The sequence below is a fragment of the Xaviernesmea oryzae genome (assembly GCF_900109605.1).
Lineage (GTDB): Bacteria > Pseudomonadota > Alphaproteobacteria > Rhizobiales > Rhizobiaceae > Xaviernesmea > Xaviernesmea oryzae.
In genome coordinates this window covers 41,741-62,924 of the sequence record NZ_FOAM01000023.1, presented here as the reverse complement: position 1 = coordinate 62,924, position 21,184 = coordinate 41,741, and the positions used below count along the sequence as shown (strand labels likewise).

Below are 21,184 nucleotides of genomic sequence, written 5' to 3'. Positions count from 1 at the left end.
AGACAAAATGGGCGCGGACGGAAGAGCAGGTTCCTTTAACCGTTAATATTAACCGGTTGCACTGTGAAAGATCGGTGAATTTTCTTAGCATCCCGTTAGGGAGCGCTTGCATTAAGGCCTGTTCATACCCGCTTGAAGGGTTTGTGTTCGTTGCTGTGGACGGTTGCGCTCAAAGGGGCGAAAATCACAACCCAGCACCTCTCCAGCCCGATGGAAATGACTTACGAACCCGCATTGACAAAAGAACAGAAGAAGAACATGGTCGGAACATAACCGAACCCTGGGAGTTACCGCATGTCCGACCTTCTTCGCGATCTTGCCGCGCTGACCTCTGTCGCATTGTTCATCACCTCCTTCTCCATCATCGTCATGGGTCTTTAAACGGCCAAATCCGAGGCTCCTGTTGCGATGCGATGAGGGGATGTGTAACCCATCACGCATATCGTCAAGCCTGCGGCAAAGGCGCTGTTTCTCAGCATGCCGCGCCAGCAAGTTTACTCCTCGTCTCGCACCCTCGATGCGAGAGGGACATGCCGGCGTCATCCCGCTGAACCCGATCCGGTCGCGTCCGGGGAGGGGTCGGCAGACATGCCTCCGCCGATCTGGCGTTGCCACGGCCGGCGGGAGGAGCCACTTGGCAAGGGCTGAGCCGGAACTGGGGATAAGCCGGAAGATGTGGGCATGCCGCGATACGGGAGCCACCGAATCCCCTATGCTCCCGTTTTAGCCTGCGGTTTCCCGCCGGAGCGTGCCGAACCCCTTTGTTCCCGCGCGCTGCGATCCGGATCGTGGCGTTCCAGCCCATCCTGTAGCCTTTGCCGGCCGGATGCAGCAGGCGATTCAGTCAGATACCGGCGCCGTTGCTGTCCCTGATAAGGGGGGACGCCGCCGAGGGACGAGGGCGATCATGGCGGATGCGGGATTGGTGGCGGGCGCGCAGGGTGCGGCGGTCGAGGCAGGGCCGCAATTCGTGCATTTGCGGGTGCATTCGGCCTATTCGCTGCTGGAAGGCGCTCTGCCGATCAAGAAGATCATCGGCAAGGCCGTGGCCGACAGCCAGCCGGCCATTGCCATCACCGACACCAACAATCTGTTCGCTGCGTTGGAATTCTCGCTGAAATGCCTGGATGACGGCATTCAGCCGCTGATCGGCTGCCAGATCGCCATCGACATGGAAGACGAGGGCGAGGGCGAAAAGCGCGGCCATGCGGCGCATCTCGCCAAGCCGCCGGTGCTTGTGCTTCTGGCGGCGACCGATGCCGGCTATGTCCGCATGGTCGATCTGATCAGCCGCGCCTATCTCGGCAGCGAGGGCTCCGCCGCCATTCGCATCTGCGCCTCCTGGCTGGAGGAAGAAGGCACGGAGGGGTTGATCGCGCTGACGGGCGCGGGTTCCGGGCCCATCGACATGGCGCTGCGTGCCGGTGCGGCGCAGCTTGCCGAGAGCCGCCTGGACAGACTGGCCAAGCTGTTCGGTGACAGGCTCTATGTCGAGCTGCAGCGCCATGCCGGCTACGACAAGCGCCACGAGGCGCGTATGGTGGATCTCGCCTATAAGCTCGACCTGCCGCTGGTCGCCACCAACGAGCCGTTTTTCCCGACACCCGACGACTATGACGCGCACGACGCGCTGATGGCGGTGGCGCACAATGCCATGGTTTCGGACGACAACCGCTTCCGCCTGACGCCGGATCATTATCTGAAGAGCCGCAAGGACATGGCGGCGCTGTTTGCCGATCTGCCGGAGGCGGTCGACAATACGGTGGAAATCGCGAGGCGCTGCTCCTTCACGCTGAAGACGCGCAAGCCGATCCTGCCGCGCTTTACCGGCGCCGGCGCCAATGCCGAGGAGGCCGAGCGCGAAGAAGCGGCCGAATTGCGCCGACAGTCGGTCGAAGGTCTGGAAAGCCGCATGACCGCGCTCGGGCTCGCGCCCGGCTATAGCCAGCAGGACTATCGCGAGCGGTTGGATTTCGAGCTTGGCGTCATCGAGCGCATGGGCTTCCCCGGCTACTTCCTGATCGTTTCCGACTTCATCAAATGGGCGAAGAACCAGGATATCCCCGTCGGTCCGGGACGCGGTTCGGGCGCGGGTTCGCTGGTGGCCTATGCCCTGACGATCACCGACGTCGACCCCTTGCGATTCTCGCTGCTGTTCGAGCGCTTCCTCAATCCCGACCGTGTGTCGATGCCGGACTTCGACATCGACTTCTGCCAGGACCGGCGTGAAGAGGTGATCCGCTATGTCCAGCGCAAATATGGGCGCGAGCAGGTCGCACAGATCATCACCTTCGGGTCTCTGCAGGCACGCGCCGCCTTGCGCGACGTCGGCCGCGTGCTGGAAATGTCCTATGGCCAGGTCGACAAGATCTGCAAGCTGGTGCCCAATAATCCGGCCAACCCGACGCCGCTCTACAAGGCGATCGAGGAGGAGCCCCGGCTGAAGGAGGAGGCAGAAAAGGAGCCGGTCGTCGCGCGCCTGCTCGACATTGCCCAGAAGATCGAGGGTCTCTACCGCCACGCCTCGACGCATGCCGCCGGCATCGTCATCGGCGATCGGCCGCTGTCCAAGCTGGTGCCGATGTATCGCGATCCGCGCTCGGACATGCCCGTCACCCAGTTCAACATGAAATGGGTGGAGCAGGCGGGTCTGGTGAAATTCGACTTCCTCGGCCTGAAGACGCTGACGGTGCTGAAGACGGCGGTCGATTTCCTCAAGCGGCGCGACATCGAGGTAAAGCTCGAAGCGCTGCCGCTCGACGACCAGAAGACCTATGAGATGCTGTCCAAGGGCGACACGGTCGGCGTGTTCCAGGTGGAAAGCGTGGGCATGCGCAAGGCGCTGATCGGCATGCGCCCCGACTGCATCGAGGACATCATCGCGCTGGTCGCGCTCTATCGCCCGGGCCCGATGGAGAACATCCCTCTTTATAACGCTCGCAAGCATGGCGAGGAGGAGATCGAGTCGATCCATCCGACCATCGACGCTTTGCTGAAGGAAACCCAGGGCGTCATCGTCTATCAGGAACAGGTGATGCAGATCGCCCAGGTCCTGTCGGGCTACTCGCTTGGGGAAGCCGACCTTCTGCGCCGCGCCATGGGCAAGAAGATCAAGGCGGAGATGGACCAGCAGCGCGCCCGCTTCGTCGATGGCGCGGTCAAGAATGGCGTCGCCAAGCCGCAGGCGGACATGATCTTCGATCTGCTCGCCAAATTCGCCAATTACGGCTTCAACAAGAGCCATGCCGCCGCTTATGCCATCGTTTCCTATCAGACGGCCTATCTGAAGGCGCATTATCCGGTCGAGTTCCTCGCCGCGTCGATGACCTACGACATGGCCAATACCGAGAAGCTGAACGACTTCCGCCAGGATGCCGGCCGGCTTGGCATCAAGGTGGTGCCGCCTTCGGTGCAGACCTCCTTCCGCCGCTTCGAGACGGGCGAGAACTGCATTTTCTACGCGCTCGCCGCCATCAAGGGTGTGGGCGAGGCGGCGGTGGACCACATCGTCGCCGTGCGCGGCGACAAGCCGTTCGAGAGCATCGAGGATTTCTGCCTGCGCATCGACCCCAAGCTTTTGAACCGCCGCGTCTTCGAAAGCCTCGTCTGCGCCGGCGCGTTCGATTGCTTCGGCCATGACCGGGCGCATCTGATCGCCGGTCTCGACCGCATCCTCGGCTTTGCCCAGAAGGCGCATAGCGACAAGGTCAGCGGCCAGGGCAATATGTTCGGCGCGGGCGGTGCCACCGGGCCGGAAAAGATCGTGCTGCCGCATTTCACGCCCTGGCTCGCTTCGGAAAAGCTGCACCGCGAGTTCCAGGTGCTGGGCTTCTATCTCTCCGCGCACCCGCTCGACACCTATCGCGATCTGCTGGCGAAGATGCGGGTTCAAAGCTTTGCGGACTTCTCCGTCTCGGTGAAGAAGGGGGCAACGGCGGGCCGGCTGGCTGGCACAGTCACCTCCAAGCAGGAGCGCAAGACCCGCACCGGCAACAAGATGGGCATCATATCCTTCTCGGACGCCTCGGGACAGTTCGAGGCCGTGCTGTTTTCCGAAATGCTGGCGCAATATCGCGACCTGCTCGAGCCCGGCAAATCGCTCGTCATGACGGTGCAGGCCGAGCAGCGGCCCGAAGGCATCGGGCTCAGGCTCCAGACGCTGCAATCGCTGGAAGAGCGCTCGCTGCAGATGCAGAAGGCGTTGCGCGTCTATGTCCGCGACAGCGGCCCGCTTCGCTCTATCGCCACCCATCTCAATGCCAAGGGCGAGGGTCTGGTCTCGTTCATCATCATCAAGGACAATGGCCAGCGCGAGATCGAGGTGGAACTCAACGACAAATACCGGATCTCGCCGGAGATCGCCGCTGCCCTTCGCTCAGCGCCGGGTGTGGTGGATGTGGAGCTGGTGTAGCGATGAAGATCGGAGGGCCTTGCGCCTAGCTAGCTGCTTCGATCGCGCGGCGGACTAGGTCTGAGGGGTCTGCGTGAGGCGCCGTCCAGTCAGCAATGGACGGATGGGAAACCTGAACGATGATCCGTCCGTCTGGTGCCCGATATGACTGGCTCAGCCAGTTGCGCTTGTCGTACGTCTCGCGAAACGAGTCGAAGGCATCGGTCTTTCTTGCCCCGAGCTTTTGCCGTACCCATGCGCCGGCTTCCGCGCCAAAGCAAATAATGACTTTTACCTGCAGGCTTGTAATGACCGCCTCATGGACAGGCCAACACGCGTCGAGCAGCGCCCTTTTTTCCTCTTGAAGATCTTTGGCTCGCGCCGTGCGAACGAAGACGACATTGCTTGAAGGCGTTGAGGTCGGGGATCGGCCGAGTGCTTTCAGAAGATGCTGCACGCGCGGTTGCATCCCATATTGTCCGGGAGGCTTACTTTTCCAGGATTCAGTATAAGACGACCAATCGTCCTCGCGTTCATAAAAACTGGTCAATGATCGGCCGACCGTTTCCTCCGATTCGGACACGGGGCTTCCGCCTGGGTTCAGACCGAGAATGTAAAGCGAGGAACGCTTTGCATTCACGAAGGCGGACTTGCCAGAGTAAAAGACCTTTCCAGGTCTCTCCAATAGCCATTCAGGCAAGCCAGCAAGAGCTTCGCTTATAGCACTTGGTAATGATCCCGACACCTTCTCCATAAACCAACATCGCTGAAGAACGGCCTAAAAGGCAAGACCTTTGCCTGCTGTTCTCAACCCGGCTGCGTCAGCGTCACGAAATCCGTCCCCTGGCCTGTCTCCGCGCTCATCGCCCGGTCGCTGATCGACAGCGAGGCGCCGTCCGTGATCAGAGCGCTGATGGTCGTGTTGAGCGCTTCGGGGATCTCCAGCCGGTCGAGCACCGCATCGAGTGACAGCGGCGGTGTCGGATCGGTAATGCCCAGACGCTTGAGCATCGGCTTGGGCAGGTTGTCCGCAAGGCTCATTCCCGTCCAGCCGGCCTGCGGCTCCGTCTTGTCGGCCGCGTGATATTGCAGGAAATGGGTGCCTAGCGCTTGTTCGGGCGCCCGGATGCCGATCTCCGCTTCGATCAACGGCTTGAAATCGCGGCGCACCAGCAGGTGCCCTGCCGGGGGCGGCGTCCGGTTGGCCTTGGCATAGAGGGTGGAGAGAATGTCCTCGCTCAGCGGGCCGGAGGATGAGCGGCCTGGTGCCGGCAGGTTTTCAGCCGTGCGGAAGGCTTGGATGGCGGCAATGGTTCGCGTGCCGAGCTGGCCATCGGCAAGGCCGGCATCATAGCCGAGCGCATTTAGCGCTTCCTGCGCGCTCATCACCGTCTCGCGCTGGCTTCGGCGGGTGATCAGGATGCGAATGGGCGAATTGGTGGCAGCGAGAGCCGCTGTGCCGGAGCCTGTCGCCTGGTCCTTGGAGAGGCTTGCCGGTGCCTCGCTGCCCGGCGCCGGAGGGGCTGGGGGCAGGGGCTGGGGGTCCGGCGTCATCGCGGCGGCGGCCGGCGCGGCATCGCTCATGGCGAGCTTCACCGTCTGGCCTTCCGGCGTGTCCGGCAGGCTTGGCCCCTGCATGGCTGCCGAGGCCTGCGAAACTGCAGGGCGAAGCGGTACGTCCGACAGCAGCGCCACCGGCGGATGGAACAGTGCGGGATTGTCCACCCGCTGCGGCACCGGCGCGTCGTCGGCGATGATCACATGAAGCCCACCTCGCGTCATGGCAAAGAGATCACGGGCAAATTGGCTGGGCAGGCGCACGCAGCCATGCGAGGCGGGGGTGCGTGGCACATGGCCGGAGCCGTGCAGTGCAATGCCCGACCAGGTCAGCCGCTGCATAAAGGGCATGGGCGCATCGGAATAGATGTTGCTTTCGTGATAGCGCCGCTTCTCCAGGATCGAGAAGATGCCGGTCGGCGTTGCATGCCCACGCTTGCCGGTCGATACGCGCGATGTCGCCACCACCTTGTCGCCGTCATAAACGGTGAGCGACTGGCTGTCGCGCGAGACGACGATCTGCAAGGGCGGCTTCGCATCGGCCGCCAGCGCCGTGGTGGAGAGAAGCACCAGGGCTGTAACAAAGCCCGATCTCAAGACATGACGCAGAACCATGAAACACGTCCGGCTGGGCATCGGCCATCATGGCCGAGGTCGGCTTTCAGAAGCCGAGGAGAAGATTGAGCAAAGCAGCGACTAGTCCTTCAACGGACACCTGCACGCCGTCTTCCAGCCTGCCGTATTAAACCTAACGAAACGCTTACCCATCAGGGCCGATGCTGGCATCTTGACGCCGATTTCTGTGGAAAGTGCTCCATATCCTCTGCTGGGCTTACGGCAGGATTGGAGTTCCGTGTGAGCACGCCTGCCGCGATCTCATTTCCGCTCCAGGGCGCGAGCGTCGCGCCATGCTGAGCGCCGTGCGGCAGATCAGGGCAGCGCCTCAGACGATGGATGAGACAGCCGGCAGTCAACCAGACCTTACCGCCTCTTCCGCCCGAACGTGTAGCCGGTTTCGATGCTCGCGCGGCCGAATTTGTCGCGCAGGCGGTTCATGGCGTCCTCGGCCGCCGCGCGGCGTGTGGCGCCGGTGTCCACGAGGTCCGGTGGATCGGCAAGCGCAGGATCGGAAAGATCGCTGACGCCGATGCCGATCAGCCGGAAGCGCGTTCCGTCGGCCTCGCGGTCCAGAAGCTCCATTCCCGTGCGGAAGATCCGGTCGGCCAGCCGCGTCGGGCTCTCCAGCCGGCGGTTGCGTGTGCGCAGCTTGAAATCGGCGGTCTTCAGCTTCAAGACGACGGTCTGTCCGGCATGCTCGCTCTTGCGCAGCCGGTCGGCCACCTTTTCGCTCAGTGCACGCAGATGCGCGGTCAGTTCTTCAGGTCTGCTCAGATCGTCGTTGAAGGTGGTTTCCGCCGAAACGCTCTTGGCGATGCTTTCCGGCTCGACGGGCCGCTCGTCGATGCCGCGCGAGAGGCGGAAGAGGCGCTGGCCCATGGTGCCATGGCGGCGCATCAGGTCTCCTTCCTCCATCTCCTGCAACTGACCGATGGTGTGAATGCCATCGGCGGCCAGCGAAGCAGCAAAGGCTTTCCCTACGCCCCAGATGGTGGTGACAGGCCTGTCCTTGAGGAAGGTCAAAGCCTCCGCCCGGCCGATGACGGAAAAGCCGCGCGGCTTCTGCAGGTCGGAGGCGACCTTGGCCAGGAACTTGCAGTAAGAGAGGCCAACCGACACGGTGATGCCGATTTCGGCCTCGATGCGCGCAGCAAAGCGGGCAAGCACCTGAGCGGGCGGCGCGCGATGCAGCGTCTCGGTGCCGCCCATGTCGAGGAAGGCCTCATCGATCGACAGCGGCTGCACCAGCGGCGTCAGATCCTGCATCATCGCCCGGACCTGTCGGCCGACGCTGACATATTTTTCCATATTCGGTTTAATGACCACAGCCTGTGGGCAGGCTTCCAGCGCCTTGAACATCGGCATGGCCGAGCGCACGCCGTGGATGCGGGCGATATAGCAGGCGGTGGAGACCACGCCGCGCTTGCCGCCGCCGATGATCAGCGGCTTGTCGGCCAGTTCAGGATTGTCGCGCTTCTCGATCGAGGCATAAAAGGCGTCGCAATCGATATGGGCGATGGAGAGCGCATAGAGTTCGTCATGTCGCACCAGCCTGGGGCTGCCGCAGGCCACGCAGCGGCGCTGCGTCGATCTGTGTTCGCGCAGGCAGTCCCGGCAGAAGCCGGGGGCGGAAGGAGAGGCGCTGCTCATCGGCGAAACGGAACATAAGTTGAACGAAGCCACCATAGAACCGGCCGCTGGCCGCCGCAAGCCATGCGCACGGACGCGGCCGGCTCCTCCACAGGGTCGGCTTGATCAAAGGCGGGGCAAGTGACGGGGGTGCCAGTGCTCAGTCGACGAGGAAGTGCGCCGCGAGGATGCGCTCGGCCTCGCGCCAGTCACGCGCACGCAAAGCCAGTCCCTCGGCCTGGGGCGCATGGCGGTGCATTTCCGATTCCGGCATCATGTGCAGAAGCAGGCAATCGGGCACATGGGTGCCGACCGAGGAGAGATTGCGCACCATGTCATCGACGAAGGCCACGGGCAGGGGTCGCCCGCCATGGAGCCGGGCGACCACCGGGCCCTTTGGGCTTTCGGTGGCGATCAGCGGAAAATCGAGCTGCAGCCGGTCCAAAAGCCGGCGCCGCTGGATGGCGTAGACAGGCGGCATGGCCGTGAGGAACACGACATCAGCCGTGCGCGCGAGATCGTGCAGCACCTCGACCGCTTCCGCAAACGGCGTCTGCCACCGCTCCTGTGCTTCGAAAAAACTGAGGATCAGCGCGCTGACTTCGTCATCCGGCAATGCTTCTTCGGTGGCCGATGCCAGAATATTGCCATGCAGGCGGAAGGAACGCGGTATCAGCCGCAGGCCAAGGCTGGTCAGATAGGCTTCGAACGGCACGAGGAACTGCAGGACCACGTCGTCAATGTCGAAGACGGCTAGCGGCCTGGCCCCCAGGCGGACGTGATCCAGACAGACCGGATCGAATTCCAGGGTGTCATCGGCCATCGTCATCGTCGTTACGCCTGACCGGAATCGAGAAAGCGGCCGGCAAGCTTCTGCCAGGCGGCGGCCACGGCGTCTGGGGCGAGCTCGCTGGCAGCGCAGAAGTCCATCAGCGTCGGCTCATGGCTCATCACGAAATCGAGGACGCCGGCGAGAAAGCCCGGTTCGGCCGCAGCCGCGCGCAGGTCCGAGACATCGGCGCCGGTCAGCGCCAGAAAGCGTGAGATCTGCTCCGGCTCGGCGGCGATCCAGCCCAGCGCGGTGACGGCAATGGTCTCGGCATCGACGGCCGGAATGCGGGAAGGCGAACGGGTGAACGGCGGACGCACGGAATTTACCCAATATTCAGCCAAAGCGGCCTAAGGTTTGCAACGGTCGATGAGGTTTAACCCTTTGCGGCCCGCTCGTGCAAGCTGATTGAGCCGGTGGCGATCCCCGAAGGATTGATCTTTCCCGGTGCTGCGGCCTTGCTGGAGTGACAGCCAGCGTGGCGGGGCATGAGGCCTTGCCCGCCCATTCGCCGGCCGGATGGCGCCGCAAGGCGGCCTTTCCGGTCGAAGTCTCTATTCCGGCCCCATGATGAGGCTCGTCCGTGAAGAGGTTTGCCGCATGCCCAAGCAGGTCATGATTGTTGAAGACAACGAGCTGAACATGAAGCTCTTTCGAGATCTGATCGAAGCATCCGGCTACGGAACGATCCAGACGCGCAACGGCCTGGAGGCGCTTGATCTGGCCCGCAAGCACAAGCCGGATCTGATCCTGATGGACATCCAGCTGCCGGAGGTTTCCGGCCTCGAAGTGACCCGCTGGCTCAAGGAGGATGACGAGCTGCACAAGATCCCGGTCATCGCGGTCACCGCCTTTGCGATGAAGGGCGATGAAGAGCGGATCCGCCAGGGCGGCTGCGAGGCCTATGTCTCCAAACCGATCTCGGTGCCGAAATTCCTCGAGACGATCCGCATCTATCTTGGCGATGCCTAACGGCGTTTCCACGCTGGCCGGCCGTGCTGGCATCGTCCTGCCTTTCAAGGCACCGGCCCCCAAGGCCGATCCTCCGGTGCCAAACAGGAAACCGACCGAATGACCGCCCGAATTCTCGTCGTCGATGACGTTCCCGCCAATGTGAAGCTGCTGGAAGCGCGGCTGATGGCCGAATATTTCGAGGTGCTGACGGCGGCCGACGGCTATGAGGCGCTGGCCATCTGCGACAAGGTCTCCGTGGATATCGTGCTGCTCGATGTCATGATGCCTGGCATCGATGGGTTCGAGGTCTGCGAGCGGCTGAAGGCCAACAGCCGCACTGCCCATATTCCCGTGGTGATGATCACAGCGCTCGACCAGCCCTCCGACCGCGTTCGCGGCCTTCAGGCAGGCGCCGACGATTTTCTCACCAAACCGGTCAACGACCTCCAGCTTCTTTCGCGGGTCAAAAGCCTGGCGCGGCTGAAGGCCGTCAGCGACGAATTGCGCCTGCGCGCCGAAACCGCCCGCTCCGTCGGGCTCTATGACCTTGAACGCTATGAGCGCCCGGACGAGCCAGGCTCCATCCTCCTGGTGGATGCCCGCGCCAGTTCGCAGGAACGGCTGTCGCGCGCGCTGAGGCCGATCGGCGAGATCATCGCCATGTCGGACCCGCAGGCGGCCCTTTTCGAGGCGGCCGAACGCAGTTTCGACCTGATCATCGTCAATGCCAATTTCGAGGATTACGATCCGCTGCGACTCTGCTCCCAGCTGCGCTCGCTGGAGCGCACGCGCTATATTCCCGTTCTGCTGATCGTCGAGCAGGGCAGCGAGGATCTGGTCGTGCGCGCCCTCGATCTCGGCGTCAGCGATTATCTCATGCGGCCGGTCGATCCCAACGAGCTGCTGGCGCGCTCGCTCAGCCAGATCCGCCGTAAGCATTGCAATGACCGCCTGCGCGCAAGCCTGCGCGAGACGATCGAGCTCGCCGTGATCGACGGCCTGACAGGCCTGCACAATCGGCGCTATCTCGATACGCATCTGCGCAATCTGATGGCCCGAGCGATTGAGCGCGGCCAGCCGCTGGCGCTGTGCATCACCGATATCGACCGCTTCAAATCGGTCAATGACGTTTACGGCCATGATGTCGGGGACGATGTCATCCGCGAATTTGCCCGGCGCATTCGCTCTGCCGTGCGCGGAGCCGATCTCGCCTGTCGCTATGGCGGGGAGGAGTTCGTGCTGGTGCTCCCCGATACGACCATGCCTGCTGCTGTTCAGATCGCCGAGCGGCTGCGCAGGGCCGTTGAAGACGTGCCGGTGACCATCGGCCGTGAGGGTATCAGCCTGCCGATCACCGCTTCCATGGGCCTTGCCGTGCTGCATGGTCCGGACGACACGCCCGAGGCCATGCTGAAGCGGGCGGACACGGCGCTGTACGAGGCGAAGAATCGCGGACGCAACCAGGTGGTGTCCGAAGCGGCCTGAGGCATAGATGAGACGCGCGCGGCCTGTGCATACCAGCCGCGAGAGCCTTGGGTAGCACGGGGCGCGTCCTTTCCGCACCAGATGCGCCCAACAGACTCACGTCGGAAAAGCTGGGATGCGGTTCTGCCAACAGGTACGCTTTTCGCTCCTTTCCCCCGCCACCCACATCTTCGCTGTTGGAAAATCGTCAGAAATCGCGCCCATAGAAATATAAGGAAATAATTTCTGCAATTTTAGATTGAGTTCGATTCGGGCGGCAAGCGTGTGTGACGGTCGCTCGGCAGACGATGCTGAGCCGCTCTTTATCCACAGGCCTTCTGGATGATTGGCTGCGCAACGGGATAGACGCTGCGGGTTACCGACAGGCGAGCATGCGCTTTTTCGCGCGGATTGCGCCCCGATGCTCGCCATGCTTGCGTGTGCATAAACTTATCGTGCAATTTCAGGCCTTTGTCGCACTTGCCTGAGAGCCTACCGCAATCTCTTCACGCAATTCTGTACTGATTGTGGACGGCCGATTTTCGTTAAAATTTGCCAGCCGGTCTCCATTCTTGGCCAGCAGGGCAGTAAGCTTGCTTTAACCATACCTGCCATTGCTTGTTTCGAACGTTAAGATTTCGTTGCTTTTTTTCCCTGATCGGTCAATTCTGAACAGGTCGAAACGAGCTGGTTTCGGCCATGGGTTTCATTACCCCATGATGCTCAGGTCCGCCGCATCTCCTGGGTCGTGGGGTTGTCGGCTGATCGTGCGAAGTGGTTCCTCGTGCCGCGACTGCGATCAGCCGACGCCATCTCAACGCCGCTTGCTCCATAGGGGCAGGTGGCGTTTTTCGTTTCTGGCTATCGGATTGCGGCGAGGCCGGGCAAGCGGGGCTGCGATGACCGCCTTGATCATCGGCAGTTGCTCTCGTGTGAGTTGTTCTTCACCAGGCGCGGTCAGGGGAGCGGACGGCTTGCTGCGCAGGACGATGCCGTGCTCTCGCACGGGTTTCTCATCGGTCTGAATGCGGCGCCGGGGAGCGGCACAGGCTCGTTTCGTCGATCCTTGAGCAGGCGAAGGCGACTGTTGGTCTGGACCACGTCCCGCGCGGCGGCGGAGCCCAAATACAGGCAACAAAAAAGGCGCCTGGGCCGCTGCCGGCCCGGCGCCTTGCGATGTCAGAAAAGAAGATTACTTGATCTTCGTTTCCTTGAACTCGACGTGCTTGCGCACGACCGGGTCGTACTTCGTCTTGACCATCTTGTCGGTCTTCGTGCGGCTGTTCTTCGAGGTCACGTAGAAATAACCCGTGTCGGCCGTCGACAGAAGCTTGATCTTGATTTTTGCAGCTTTCGCCATGGTCGTCCTGCCTTGATAAAAACAAAGCCAGGGCGCGCTCTCGAGCCCCGGCGAACTGGGCGCGAAACTACAAATCGCGCCCGAAAAGTCAAGTCTATTTTGGCCGGATGGCGATCCTGACCAGGGAAAGCAGGACATAGAGGCCAAAGAGGCCGGCGATCGCCCAGGCAAAGCCGTGATTGCCGGTGACATCCATCGCAGCGCCGATGGCCTGAGGCCCAGCCACCGTGCCGACGGCGTAGGAGAAGACGAAGGCGGCATTGGCAGCGGCCAGATCCGACCCCGTGAGTCGCGATCCCAGATGGCCGAGGCCGACCGTATAGAGACCGGAAACGCAGCCGCCCCAGAAGAGCAGGACGACGGCCATCAGCCACCAGCTTTCCTCCAGGATCGGCAGGCACAAGGCGCCGATCAGCCCGATGACCGTCATCAGCGTCAGGAGATTGCGGCGGTCCTTCATCCGGTCGGAGAGCATGCCGAGCGGAATCTGGAAGATGACATTGCCGATGCCCATCACGGTGAGGAGCAGGGCGGCCTCCCGCTCGGTGAAGCCGGCACGCGTGCCATAGATCGGGAAGAGCGAGAGGCCGCCGGCCTCCACCGCGCCGAAGACGAAGACGGCGGCCGTGGCCGTCGGCACCAGGAAGACGTAGCGCATGAAATGCAGCTCCGGCTTCTCGTCGAGCACCGGGCTTTCGCGCCGGGCAAGGAAGATCGGGATGGCGGCACAGAGGATGACGGCGGCGCCGAAGGCGAAAGGCAGGATGCCGTCGCTGCCGAGGAAGGAAAAGAGCAGCGGCCCCATGGCAAAGCCGAGCGAGAGCACCGTGCCGTAAATGCCGAGCACCAGCCCCCGGCGCGCCGGGGGTGCGGTGACGTTGATCCAGAATTCCGACAGCACGAACAGCACCGTGATGGCACCGTGGAAGGCGAATCGGAGCGGGAACCAGAGCAGGAAATTTTCGATATAGTAGAAGCCGAGCGCCGAGATGGCGGCCACGACCACGGCCACCAGCATGGTGCGCGCGACGCCATAGCGGTGCGCTGCAGCCGTGGTCAGCGGCGCGGCGATCATCGAGGCGATACCGGCCATCGCCGAATTCAGCCCGATCATCGTGGAGGAGATGCCGCGCTTTTCCATGATGATGCTCAGCAGCGGCAGGCCAAGCCCGATGGCGATGCCTACCGCGGTGATGGCGGAAATGGCGGCAATCAGCGAGGGCCAGTGGATCTCGTCAACCGGCGCGGAAGCGCCGGGCGGCGGCATGGACATGAGCAGGTCCTTACATCAGGTCGCGGACGACGCATCCGCGCCGGCTATGGTAGAAGGGAACGGGCATGTCGCGCGCAAGGTCGGGATCGGCCAGGAGCCGGCGCGCCATCTCGGACAGAATCGCACGGGTAATATCAGCCATGGGCACAGGCGGCGGCACTGACAGGGCCTGGTTCAGGGCGATCCATTGCAGCTCCTCGAGTTCGAGACTGTCGCGCGTGGCGGCCGTGTCGATCCCGGCCTCATCGGCAAACAGCGCGAAGAAGTGGGTGTCGTAGCGCCGAACGTGACCGGGAGGGGTGACGGCGCGTGCGATATAGCGCAAGTTTGCGGCATCCGGAAGAAAGCTCAGCGCCGATGGCTGATTTCGAATGACTTTCCCCGCGGATGTGCCCGACTTTGAGGAGAGCGCCGGGGCCTGCGATCGCGGTAATGTGGCAGATGGGCCCGATAGCGGACGGCCGATCGACAGGCCTGCCTCTTCCTGCAGCTCTCGCAAGGCGGCCACGGCCAGTGCGCGGGCCAGGGCAGGGCTGGCGCGCCTGCCAAGCCCCGCCATCAGCCTCCGCTCGACAGGGTGGGGTAGGCCGGCAGCCACGGGATGCCTGAGATCCGCGGCATCGCGTCGTCCGCCGGGAAACACGAAAAGACCGGGCATGAAGGCATGGCGGCCGGCCCGACGGCCAAGCAGCAGCCGTGGCGTGTCCCGGCTTCGGTCGATGAGGAGCAGGCTTGCGGCATCGCGCGGGCGCAGCCGCCGCGCCGCGCGCTGCGCGTCCGGCGGCGGCCCCAAGGCTCTGCTCAGCGGGAGATCCAGGCCGGGGCCTGCATCATCGGTGCTCGCCGGCCTGCCAAAGGCCGCGTCGTCCTCGCTGCGGTTCATCGCGGCTCGCGGGCGGGTGGCAGGATATCTTCCGGCTGATCCGGCTTGCCGCCGAAACCGTGCATGCGCAGCGCCCATTGCAGGCCGATCACAGCGCCTTTCACCGGCTGCATCAGTGCCAGCGAGCCGATAAGGGTGACGGGCACCCAGATGGCCAGATGCTGCCAGCTTGACAGGAGCAGCACGGTTTCCGTCGCCATGTAGCCGGCAATCACCAGATGGCCCATGACGGTAACGACGATATAGGGCGGGAAGTCATCCGCGCGGTGGTGATGCATGGCTTCACCGCAGACGGCACAATGATCCACGGGCTTCAGGAACGCACGGAACAGCTTGCCTTCGCCACAATGCGGGCATCGGCCCTTGAAGCCGCGCAGGATCGCCGGCATGGCCGGGCGCTCAATCGAATTGCTCTGCATTGCTATCCTCCGCACAAATTGCCCGACATCATCGCAAGCGACAGCGGCTGGCCGCCATGCACATGCATATGGTGCTCGAACGATCGATCATGCAAGCATGGCACGCGATGGCTTTCCGATCTCCACCATCCGCGCTAACCCGGATGGTGGAGCACAGGGTCGGCGTGAGCCATCGATCCGCCGATGCGCGGACTGTGGATCTATTGGCCCGCCTGACGTTTGCCGCCATCACAGCCGTGATAAACGGCTTGCCGGCGCGCGTCTGCCGGCGCGTCATTGAAATGCGCCGGTTGGTCCGCGACACGCTGTCGCTGCGCATGCGGTCCGCGCCACCATTGTCTCTCTCTGGATCAGGCTTTCAGCGTCGGCCCCGGGGCGGGCGCGTTCCTGCCGGCGGTGCGCGCCGGCCGCCCGCGCGGTCCCGGCGGCCGGCCTTGTGGAACGAGCGGGTGGCGGTCGGCATCGGGTTGCCGTCGCTGATCATCTCGAAGCGCAGCGCACCGGCCAGCGGCACGGCTTCGACCAGTTTGACGCGCACGCTGTCGCCCAGCCGGAAGCCGAGCCCGCTGCGCTCGCCGCTCAAGGCCTGATGCGCTTCGTCATAGATGTAGTAGTCGCGCCCGAGCGTGGAAATCGGAATGAAGCCATCGGCGCCATATTCGGGCAGCGAGATGAACAGGCCGGACTTGGTGACGCCCGACACGCGGCCATCGAATTCTTCCTGCACGCGGGCGCTTAAGTGATGGGCGATCAGCCGATCCACCGTGTCGCGTTCGGCCGCCATGGCGCGGCGCTCGAAGGTGGAGATTTCAGCCGCGATGTCGTTCAGCCCAGCCTCCTCCGCCGGCGTGATGCCGCCCTCGCCAAGACCCAGCACGCCGACGAGCGCGCGATGCACGATCAGGTCGGCATAGCGGCGGATCGGCGAGGTGAAGTGGGCGTATTTCATCAGGTTCAGGCCGAAATGCCCGATATTTTCGGGACTGTAGACCGCCTGGCTCTGCGAGCGCAGCACCATCTGGTTGACCAGTTCGGCATAAGGCTTGCCCTCGGCCTTGGCGAGAATGCCGTTGAAGTGGTTGGCGCGCAGATTGCCGCCCTTCATCAGCGAGATGTCGAGCGTATTGAGGAACTCGCGCAGGCCCTCCTGCTTGGCCAGCGAAGGCGCATCGTGCACGCGATAAACGAGAACCTGGCGCTTGGCTTCCAGCGTTTCCGCCGCCGCCACATTCGCCTGGATCATCATCTCTTCGATCAGCTTGTGCGCGTCCAGCCGGTCGGGCACGAAGACGCGGTCGACCGTGCCATCGGGCTTCAGGACGATCTTGCGCTCGGGCATGTCGAGTTCCAGCGGCTGGCGCCGCTCACGCCCGCGCTTCAGGATCGCATAGGCATCCCAGAGCGGCTTGAGGATCGGCTCCAGCAGCGGCCCGGTCTGGTTGTCAGGCTTGCCGTCGATCGCCGCCTGCGCCTGCGCATAGGCGAGCTTGGCGGCGCTGCGCATCATGATCCGGTGGAAGCTATGGCCGAGCTTTCGCCCATCCTTGGAAAAGCGCATGCGCACGGCGAGTGCCGGCCGGTCCACGCCTTCCTTCAGCGAGCAGAGCTCGTTGGAGATCCGCTCGGGCAGCATCGGCACCACGCGGTCGGGGAAATAGACCGAATTGCCGCGCTTCAGCGCTTCCTGGTCCAGCGCCGAGCGCGGACGGACATACCAGGAAACGTCGGCAATGGCGACGGTGACAACGACACCACCCTCGTTTTCGGGTGTCGTGTCCGGCTCGGCATGCACGGCGTCGTCATGATCCTTGGCGTCTGCGGGGTCGATCGTCACCAGCGGCAGCGTGCGCCAGTCCTCGCGCTTGGACATGGTGGCGGGCCCGGCGGCCTCCGCCTCCTCGATCACCCGGTCGGGAAAAACATAGGGAATGCCATGGGCATGGATGGCGATCATCGAGATCGCCTTTTCCGTCGCCACCGAGCCGATGACATTGCTGACGCGCGCCCGCGCCAGGCCGAAGCGGCCGGAGCGTTCGATCTCGATCTCGACCAGGTCGCCATCCTTGGCTTCCCCTTCTGCGCCGGCATCGACGATCAGTTCCTCGCCGCGCTTTTCGATCGGCAGGACCCGGCCGCCACCGCTCGCCATCGTCTTGTAGACGCCGAGCGCTGCATTGGCGCTGCGCTTGCGGTCGAGCACCTTGACGATACGGGCCGTATAGGCGGGGCCGGTTTCGCCTTTGGAGGCGAAGATCTTGGCCAGCACCCGGTCGCCAATGCCGCCGACGGCCTGCTTGCCCTTGGACTTGGCAATCTGCGACTGGCGGATCAGCACTGCTGGCGCGACGCCGGCATCCTCGGGCCATTCGGCCGGGCGGGCGATCAGCTCGCCGTCATGGTCGCGCGTGGTGATGTCGAGAACCGTAACCGGCGGCAGTGCACCGGGACGCGTCAGCGCCTTGCGCTTCTTTTCCAGAAGCCCGTCTTCTTCCAACGCGCGTAAAAGGTCTTTGAGGCCCACACGCTGGTCACCCTTGAGCCCAAAGGCCTTGGCGATCTCGCGCTTGGAGGCGCGATCCGGATTTTCGGTGAGAAAGCGCATCAGCACGTCGCGCGGCGGCACCACGCCATGGATGATCGGCGCCTGCGCATCGCTTTCGCCGGCCATGTCCGCTGCCTTGCGCCGCGCGCCGAGACGGAGTGTCGATTTACCGGTCCGTTCTCTCGGTTCGCGCGGGGGCTTGGTCACGTGCTCAGTCCTTTTCTGCCTTGGCGGCCTTGCTGCGCGCCGTCGGCGTCTTGGCGGCCGAAGCTGCGCTCTTGGTCTTCTTGGCCGCTGCCGGCTTGGCGCGTGTGGGCTTCGCCGGTGCCTCGCCATCCTCGCCGGCCGCGGTCTTCGCCTTTGCCGACGCCGTTTTGGTGGTCTTCGCCGCCTTGGTCGACTTAGCCTTCGCCGGCGTCTTGATGCCGCCCTTGGCGGCCCGCTCGGCCAGCAACGGCAGCGCTTCTTCCAGCGTCACGCTTTGCGGATCCTTGCCCTTGGGCAGGGTGGCGTTCACCTTGCCCCAATTGACATAGGGTCCGTAACGGCCATCGCGCACGGTGATCGCGCCGCCATCCGGATGATCGCCCAACTGTTTCAACGCGGTCTGGGCTGCCCCGCCACGTGCCGCCGGGCCCTTGGAAGCCTTGTCGGCAATCACGGTCACCGCGCGGTTGAGACCGATCGAAAATACATCCTCCACCGTCTCCAGATTGGCATATTTGCCGTCATGCAGCAGGAAGGGACCGTAGCGTCCGATGCCGGCGGAAATCATCTTCGACGTCTCGGGATGGGCGCCGATGTCGCGCGGCAGCGACAGAAGCGCCACTGCCTTCTCATGGTCGATGGTCTCAGGTGTCCAGCCCTTGGGCAGGCTCGCGCGCTTGGCCTCCTTGCCGTCGCCGCGCTGGACATAGGGGCCAAAACGGCCGGATCTCAGCGTGATTTCCTCGCCGGTCAGCGGATCCTTGCCCAGCGCCTGCGGCTCGGCCAAGGCCTGGGCTTCCGCATCCGCGCCGCCCTCGGAGGAGAGCTGGCGGGTGAAATTGCACTCGGGATAGTTGGAGCAGCCGACAAAAGCGCCGTATTTGCCGAGCTTCAGCGACAGCTTGCCGGTGCCGCAAACCTGGCACTGGCGCGGATCGCCACCATCCTCGCGCTTGGGGAAGACCAGCGGCGCCAGTTCCTCGTTCAGCGCGTCCAGGACGTTGGTGACACGCAGCTCCTTGGTGTCTTCGATCTGGGCGAAGAAATCGCGCCAGAAGTCGCGCAGCACATCCTTCCAATCGAGATCGCCGGCGGAAATCCGGTCGAGCTTTTCCTCCAGGGCCGCGGTGAAATCATATTCGACATAGCGATGGAAGAAGCTGCCGAGGAAGGCGGTGACCAGCCGGCCCTTGGCCTGCGGGATCAGCTTGCGCTTGTCGATCGTCACATAATCGCGGTCGCGCAGGGTGGCGAGCGTGGCGGCATAGGTGGACGGCCGGCCGATGCCGAGCTCTTCCATCTTCTTGATCAGCGAGGCTTCCGAGTAGCGCGGCGGCGGCTCGGTGAAGTGCTGGGTGGCGTTCACCGCCCGCTTGTCGAGCTTTTCGTCACGGTTGATTTCCGGCAGGCGGCCGCCATCCTCGCCTTCGTCGGCCTGTTCGCCGTCTTCCTTCTGGTCGGTATAGGCGGCGATGAAGCCATCGAAGCGGATGACGGAGCCGACGGCGCGCAGGCCTGCGGTCTCGCCGCCCTTGGACGCCGTGATCTCCACCGTCGTGCGCTCGATATCGGCGGCCGCCATCTGGCTGGCGATGCCGCGCTTCCAGATCAGGTCATAGAGCTTGATCTGGTCAGGGTCGAGGAACCGGCGGATGGAATCGGGCGTGCGCGAGAAGTCAGTGGGGCGGATCGCCTCGTGGGCTTCCTGGGCGTTCTTGGCCTTGGTCGAATAGAGGCGCGGCTTTTCCGGCACGTAGCGCGCGCCGAACTGATCGCCGATGGCTGCACGGGCGGCATCGATCGCCTCCGGTGCCATCTGCACGCCGTCGGTTCGCATATAGGTGATCAGACCCACGGTCTCGCCACCGAGGTCGATGCCTTCATAGAGCTTCTGCGCCACCTGCATAGTGCGCGAGGCCGAGAAGCCGAGCTTGGATGAGGCTGCCTGCTGGAGCGTGGAGGTGGTAAAGGGCGGCGAGGGGTTGCGCTTGACCGGCTTGGCCTCGACGCTTTCGACCCTGTATGCAGCACCGTCGAGCAGCGCCTTCAGCCGGTTTGCATCCTCGCCATTGGTGATAGCGCGCGGCTGCAGCCGCTTGCCGTCTGCGGCAACGAGCCGCGCCTCGAACGTGTCGCCGCGCGGCGTGGCAAGCTCGGCAACCAGGCTCCAATATTCCTCCGAGACGAAGCGCTCGATCTCGGATTCGCGGTCGCAGACCAGCCGGAGCGCCACGGACTGGACACGACCGGCCGAGCGGGCGCCCGGCAGCTTGCGCCAGAGAACCGGAGACAGATTGAAGCCGACGAGGTAATCGAGTGCGCGCCGGGCCAGATAGGCATCGACCAGCGGCGCGTCGATCTCGCGCGGATTGGCCATGGCATCGAGCACGGCCTTCTTGGTGATCGCGTTGAAGACCACGCGCTTGACCGGCTTGTCGCCAACCAGCTTCTTCTTCTTCAACAGATCCAGCACATGCCAGGAAATAGCCTCGCCTTCGCGATCCGGGTCGGTCGCGAGAATCAGCTCGTCCGAGCTTTTCAGCGCAGCACCGATATCGTTCAACCGCTTGGCCGAGGCGGAATCCACCTCCCAGGACATGGCGAAATCCTCGTCCGGGCGCACCGAACCATCCTTGGCCGGAAGGTCGCGGACATGGCCGAACGAGGCCAGAACCTTGTAGTTCGGCCCGAGATATTTGTTGATCGTCTTGGCCTTGGCCGGCGACTCCACGACGACGACGTGTGTGGTCATGTGCTCTTTAAATACCGTTTTTTCCAGCGGGCCCCGCGATCCGGACAGGAACCGGAATGCCTCCGCCGCGCTTGCGCAATCGAAGCCCCGACATGGACAGTGAATTTGTCACGGTCAAGAGCCCGCCTGAAATAAGGGATGCAACGCGCCACAACCATTGCGAGATGCATGCAATATTGCAATTAAAGATAAAGGCGATATCCTGCACGTGCAGCGCGTGACGCGGCCTTTCGCGATGACCTCGCCTTGTATGGGGCGCCAGAAATCGAAAGTGCCGCGTGCTGACGGCTCGGTGCCGATTTTTCTG

14 protein-coding genes are annotated in these 21,184 nt (G+C 63.5%); 3 read left to right on the top strand and 11 right to left on the bottom strand.

Annotation, left to right across the window (positions count from 1 at the left end):
- Positions 1 to 907: 907 nt before the first annotated feature.
- Positions 908 to 4,411, top strand: coding sequence for a DNA polymerase III subunit alpha (gene dnaE / locus BMX61_RS21920; RefSeq protein ID WP_075628889.1), 3,504 nt, complete (start codon positions 908 to 910; stop codon positions 4,409 to 4,411).
- Between the two features lie 25 nt (positions 4,412 to 4,436).
- On the opposite strand, the gene BMX61_RS21915 is transcribed toward dnaE, so the two are convergent.
- The 5 genes from BMX61_RS21915 to BMX61_RS21895 all read right to left on the bottom strand — a co-directional run bounded on the left by BMX61_RS21915 (position 4,437) and on the right by BMX61_RS21895 (position 9,343).
- The gene (locus BMX61_RS21915) at positions 4,437 to 5,144 is read right to left on the bottom strand and encodes a uracil-DNA glycosylase family protein (protein ID WP_083639559.1); all 708 of its coding nucleotides are present in this window, start codon (positions 5,142 to 5,144) and stop codon (positions 4,437 to 4,439) included.
- 53 nt (positions 5,145 to 5,197) lie between these two features.
- On the bottom strand, positions 5,198 to 6,562 hold the full coding sequence (locus BMX61_RS21910; protein ID WP_075628887.1) for a L,D-transpeptidase family protein: 1,365 nt from the start codon (positions 6,560 to 6,562) through the stop codon (positions 5,198 to 5,200).
- 366 nt (positions 6,563 to 6,928) lie between these two features.
- Positions 6,929 to 8,215 (bottom strand): DNA polymerase IV, encoded by a 1,287-nt coding sequence (locus BMX61_RS21905; RefSeq protein WP_075628886.1) that lies wholly within the window; start codon positions 8,213 to 8,215, stop codon positions 6,929 to 6,931.
- Positions 8,216 to 8,354: 139 nt separating this feature from the next.
- A complete protein-coding gene (locus tag BMX61_RS21900; RefSeq protein WP_092743019.1) occupies positions 8,355 to 9,017 on the bottom strand; it encodes a hypothetical protein in 663 nt (220 codons plus the stop codon).
- A gap of 11 nt (positions 9,018 to 9,028) precedes the next feature.
- Positions 9,029 to 9,343, bottom strand: coding sequence for a DUF3572 domain-containing protein (locus BMX61_RS21895; RefSeq protein WP_234794780.1), 315 nt, complete (start codon positions 9,341 to 9,343; stop codon positions 9,029 to 9,031).
- A gap of 280 nt (positions 9,344 to 9,623) precedes the next feature.
- Between BMX61_RS21895 and BMX61_RS21890 the strand changes: the two genes are divergently transcribed.
- Both BMX61_RS21890 and BMX61_RS21885 read left to right on the top strand, forming a co-directional pair.
- Positions 9,624 to 9,995: a response regulator gene (locus BMX61_RS21890; RefSeq protein WP_075629186.1), complete on the top strand. Its 372-nt coding sequence runs from the start codon at positions 9,624 to 9,626 to the stop codon at positions 9,993 to 9,995.
- A 99-nt stretch (positions 9,996 to 10,094) separates the two neighbouring features.
- Positions 10,095 to 11,462 carry a PleD family two-component system response regulator gene (locus BMX61_RS21885; protein ID WP_075628884.1) on the top strand — a complete coding sequence of 456 codons (1,368 nt, stop codon included), beginning with the start codon at positions 10,095 to 10,097 and terminating at the stop codon, positions 11,460 to 11,462.
- Positions 11,463 to 12,633: 1,171 nt separating this feature from the next.
- Here the strand turns inward: BMX61_RS21885 and rpmG are convergent.
- From rpmG to topA, 6 genes are all read right to left on the bottom strand, one after another.
- On the bottom strand, positions 12,634 to 12,801 hold the full coding sequence (rpmG, locus tag BMX61_RS21880; RefSeq protein WP_075628883.1) for a 50S ribosomal protein L33: 168 nt from the start codon (positions 12,799 to 12,801) through the stop codon (positions 12,634 to 12,636).
- A 94-nt stretch (positions 12,802 to 12,895) separates the two neighbouring features.
- Entirely contained in the window at positions 12,896 to 14,074 is a 1,179-nt protein-coding gene (locus tag BMX61_RS21875; RefSeq protein ID WP_075628882.1) for an MFS transporter, read from the bottom strand.
- Between the two features lie 10 nt (positions 14,075 to 14,084).
- Positions 14,085 to 14,957, bottom strand: coding sequence for an NUDIX hydrolase (locus BMX61_RS21870; RefSeq protein WP_234794779.1), 873 nt, complete (start codon positions 14,955 to 14,957; stop codon positions 14,085 to 14,087).
- On the bottom strand, positions 14,954 to 15,376 hold the full coding sequence (locus BMX61_RS21865) for a DUF983 domain-containing protein (RefSeq protein WP_075628881.1): 423 nt from the start codon (positions 15,374 to 15,376) through the stop codon (positions 14,954 to 14,956). The genes BMX61_RS21870 and BMX61_RS21865 overlap by 4 nt, the downstream gene beginning before the upstream one ends.
- A gap of 358 nt (positions 15,377 to 15,734) precedes the next feature.
- On the bottom strand, positions 15,735 to 18,044 hold the full coding sequence (gene rnr / locus BMX61_RS21860; RefSeq protein WP_083639558.1) for a ribonuclease R: 2,310 nt from the start codon (positions 18,042 to 18,044) through the stop codon (positions 15,735 to 15,737).
- Between the two features lie 85 nt (positions 18,045 to 18,129).
- Entirely contained in the window at positions 18,130 to 20,877 is a 2,748-nt protein-coding gene (gene topA, locus BMX61_RS21855; protein ID WP_075628879.1) for a type I DNA topoisomerase, read from the bottom strand.
- Positions 20,878 to 21,184: the final 307 nt, after the last annotated feature.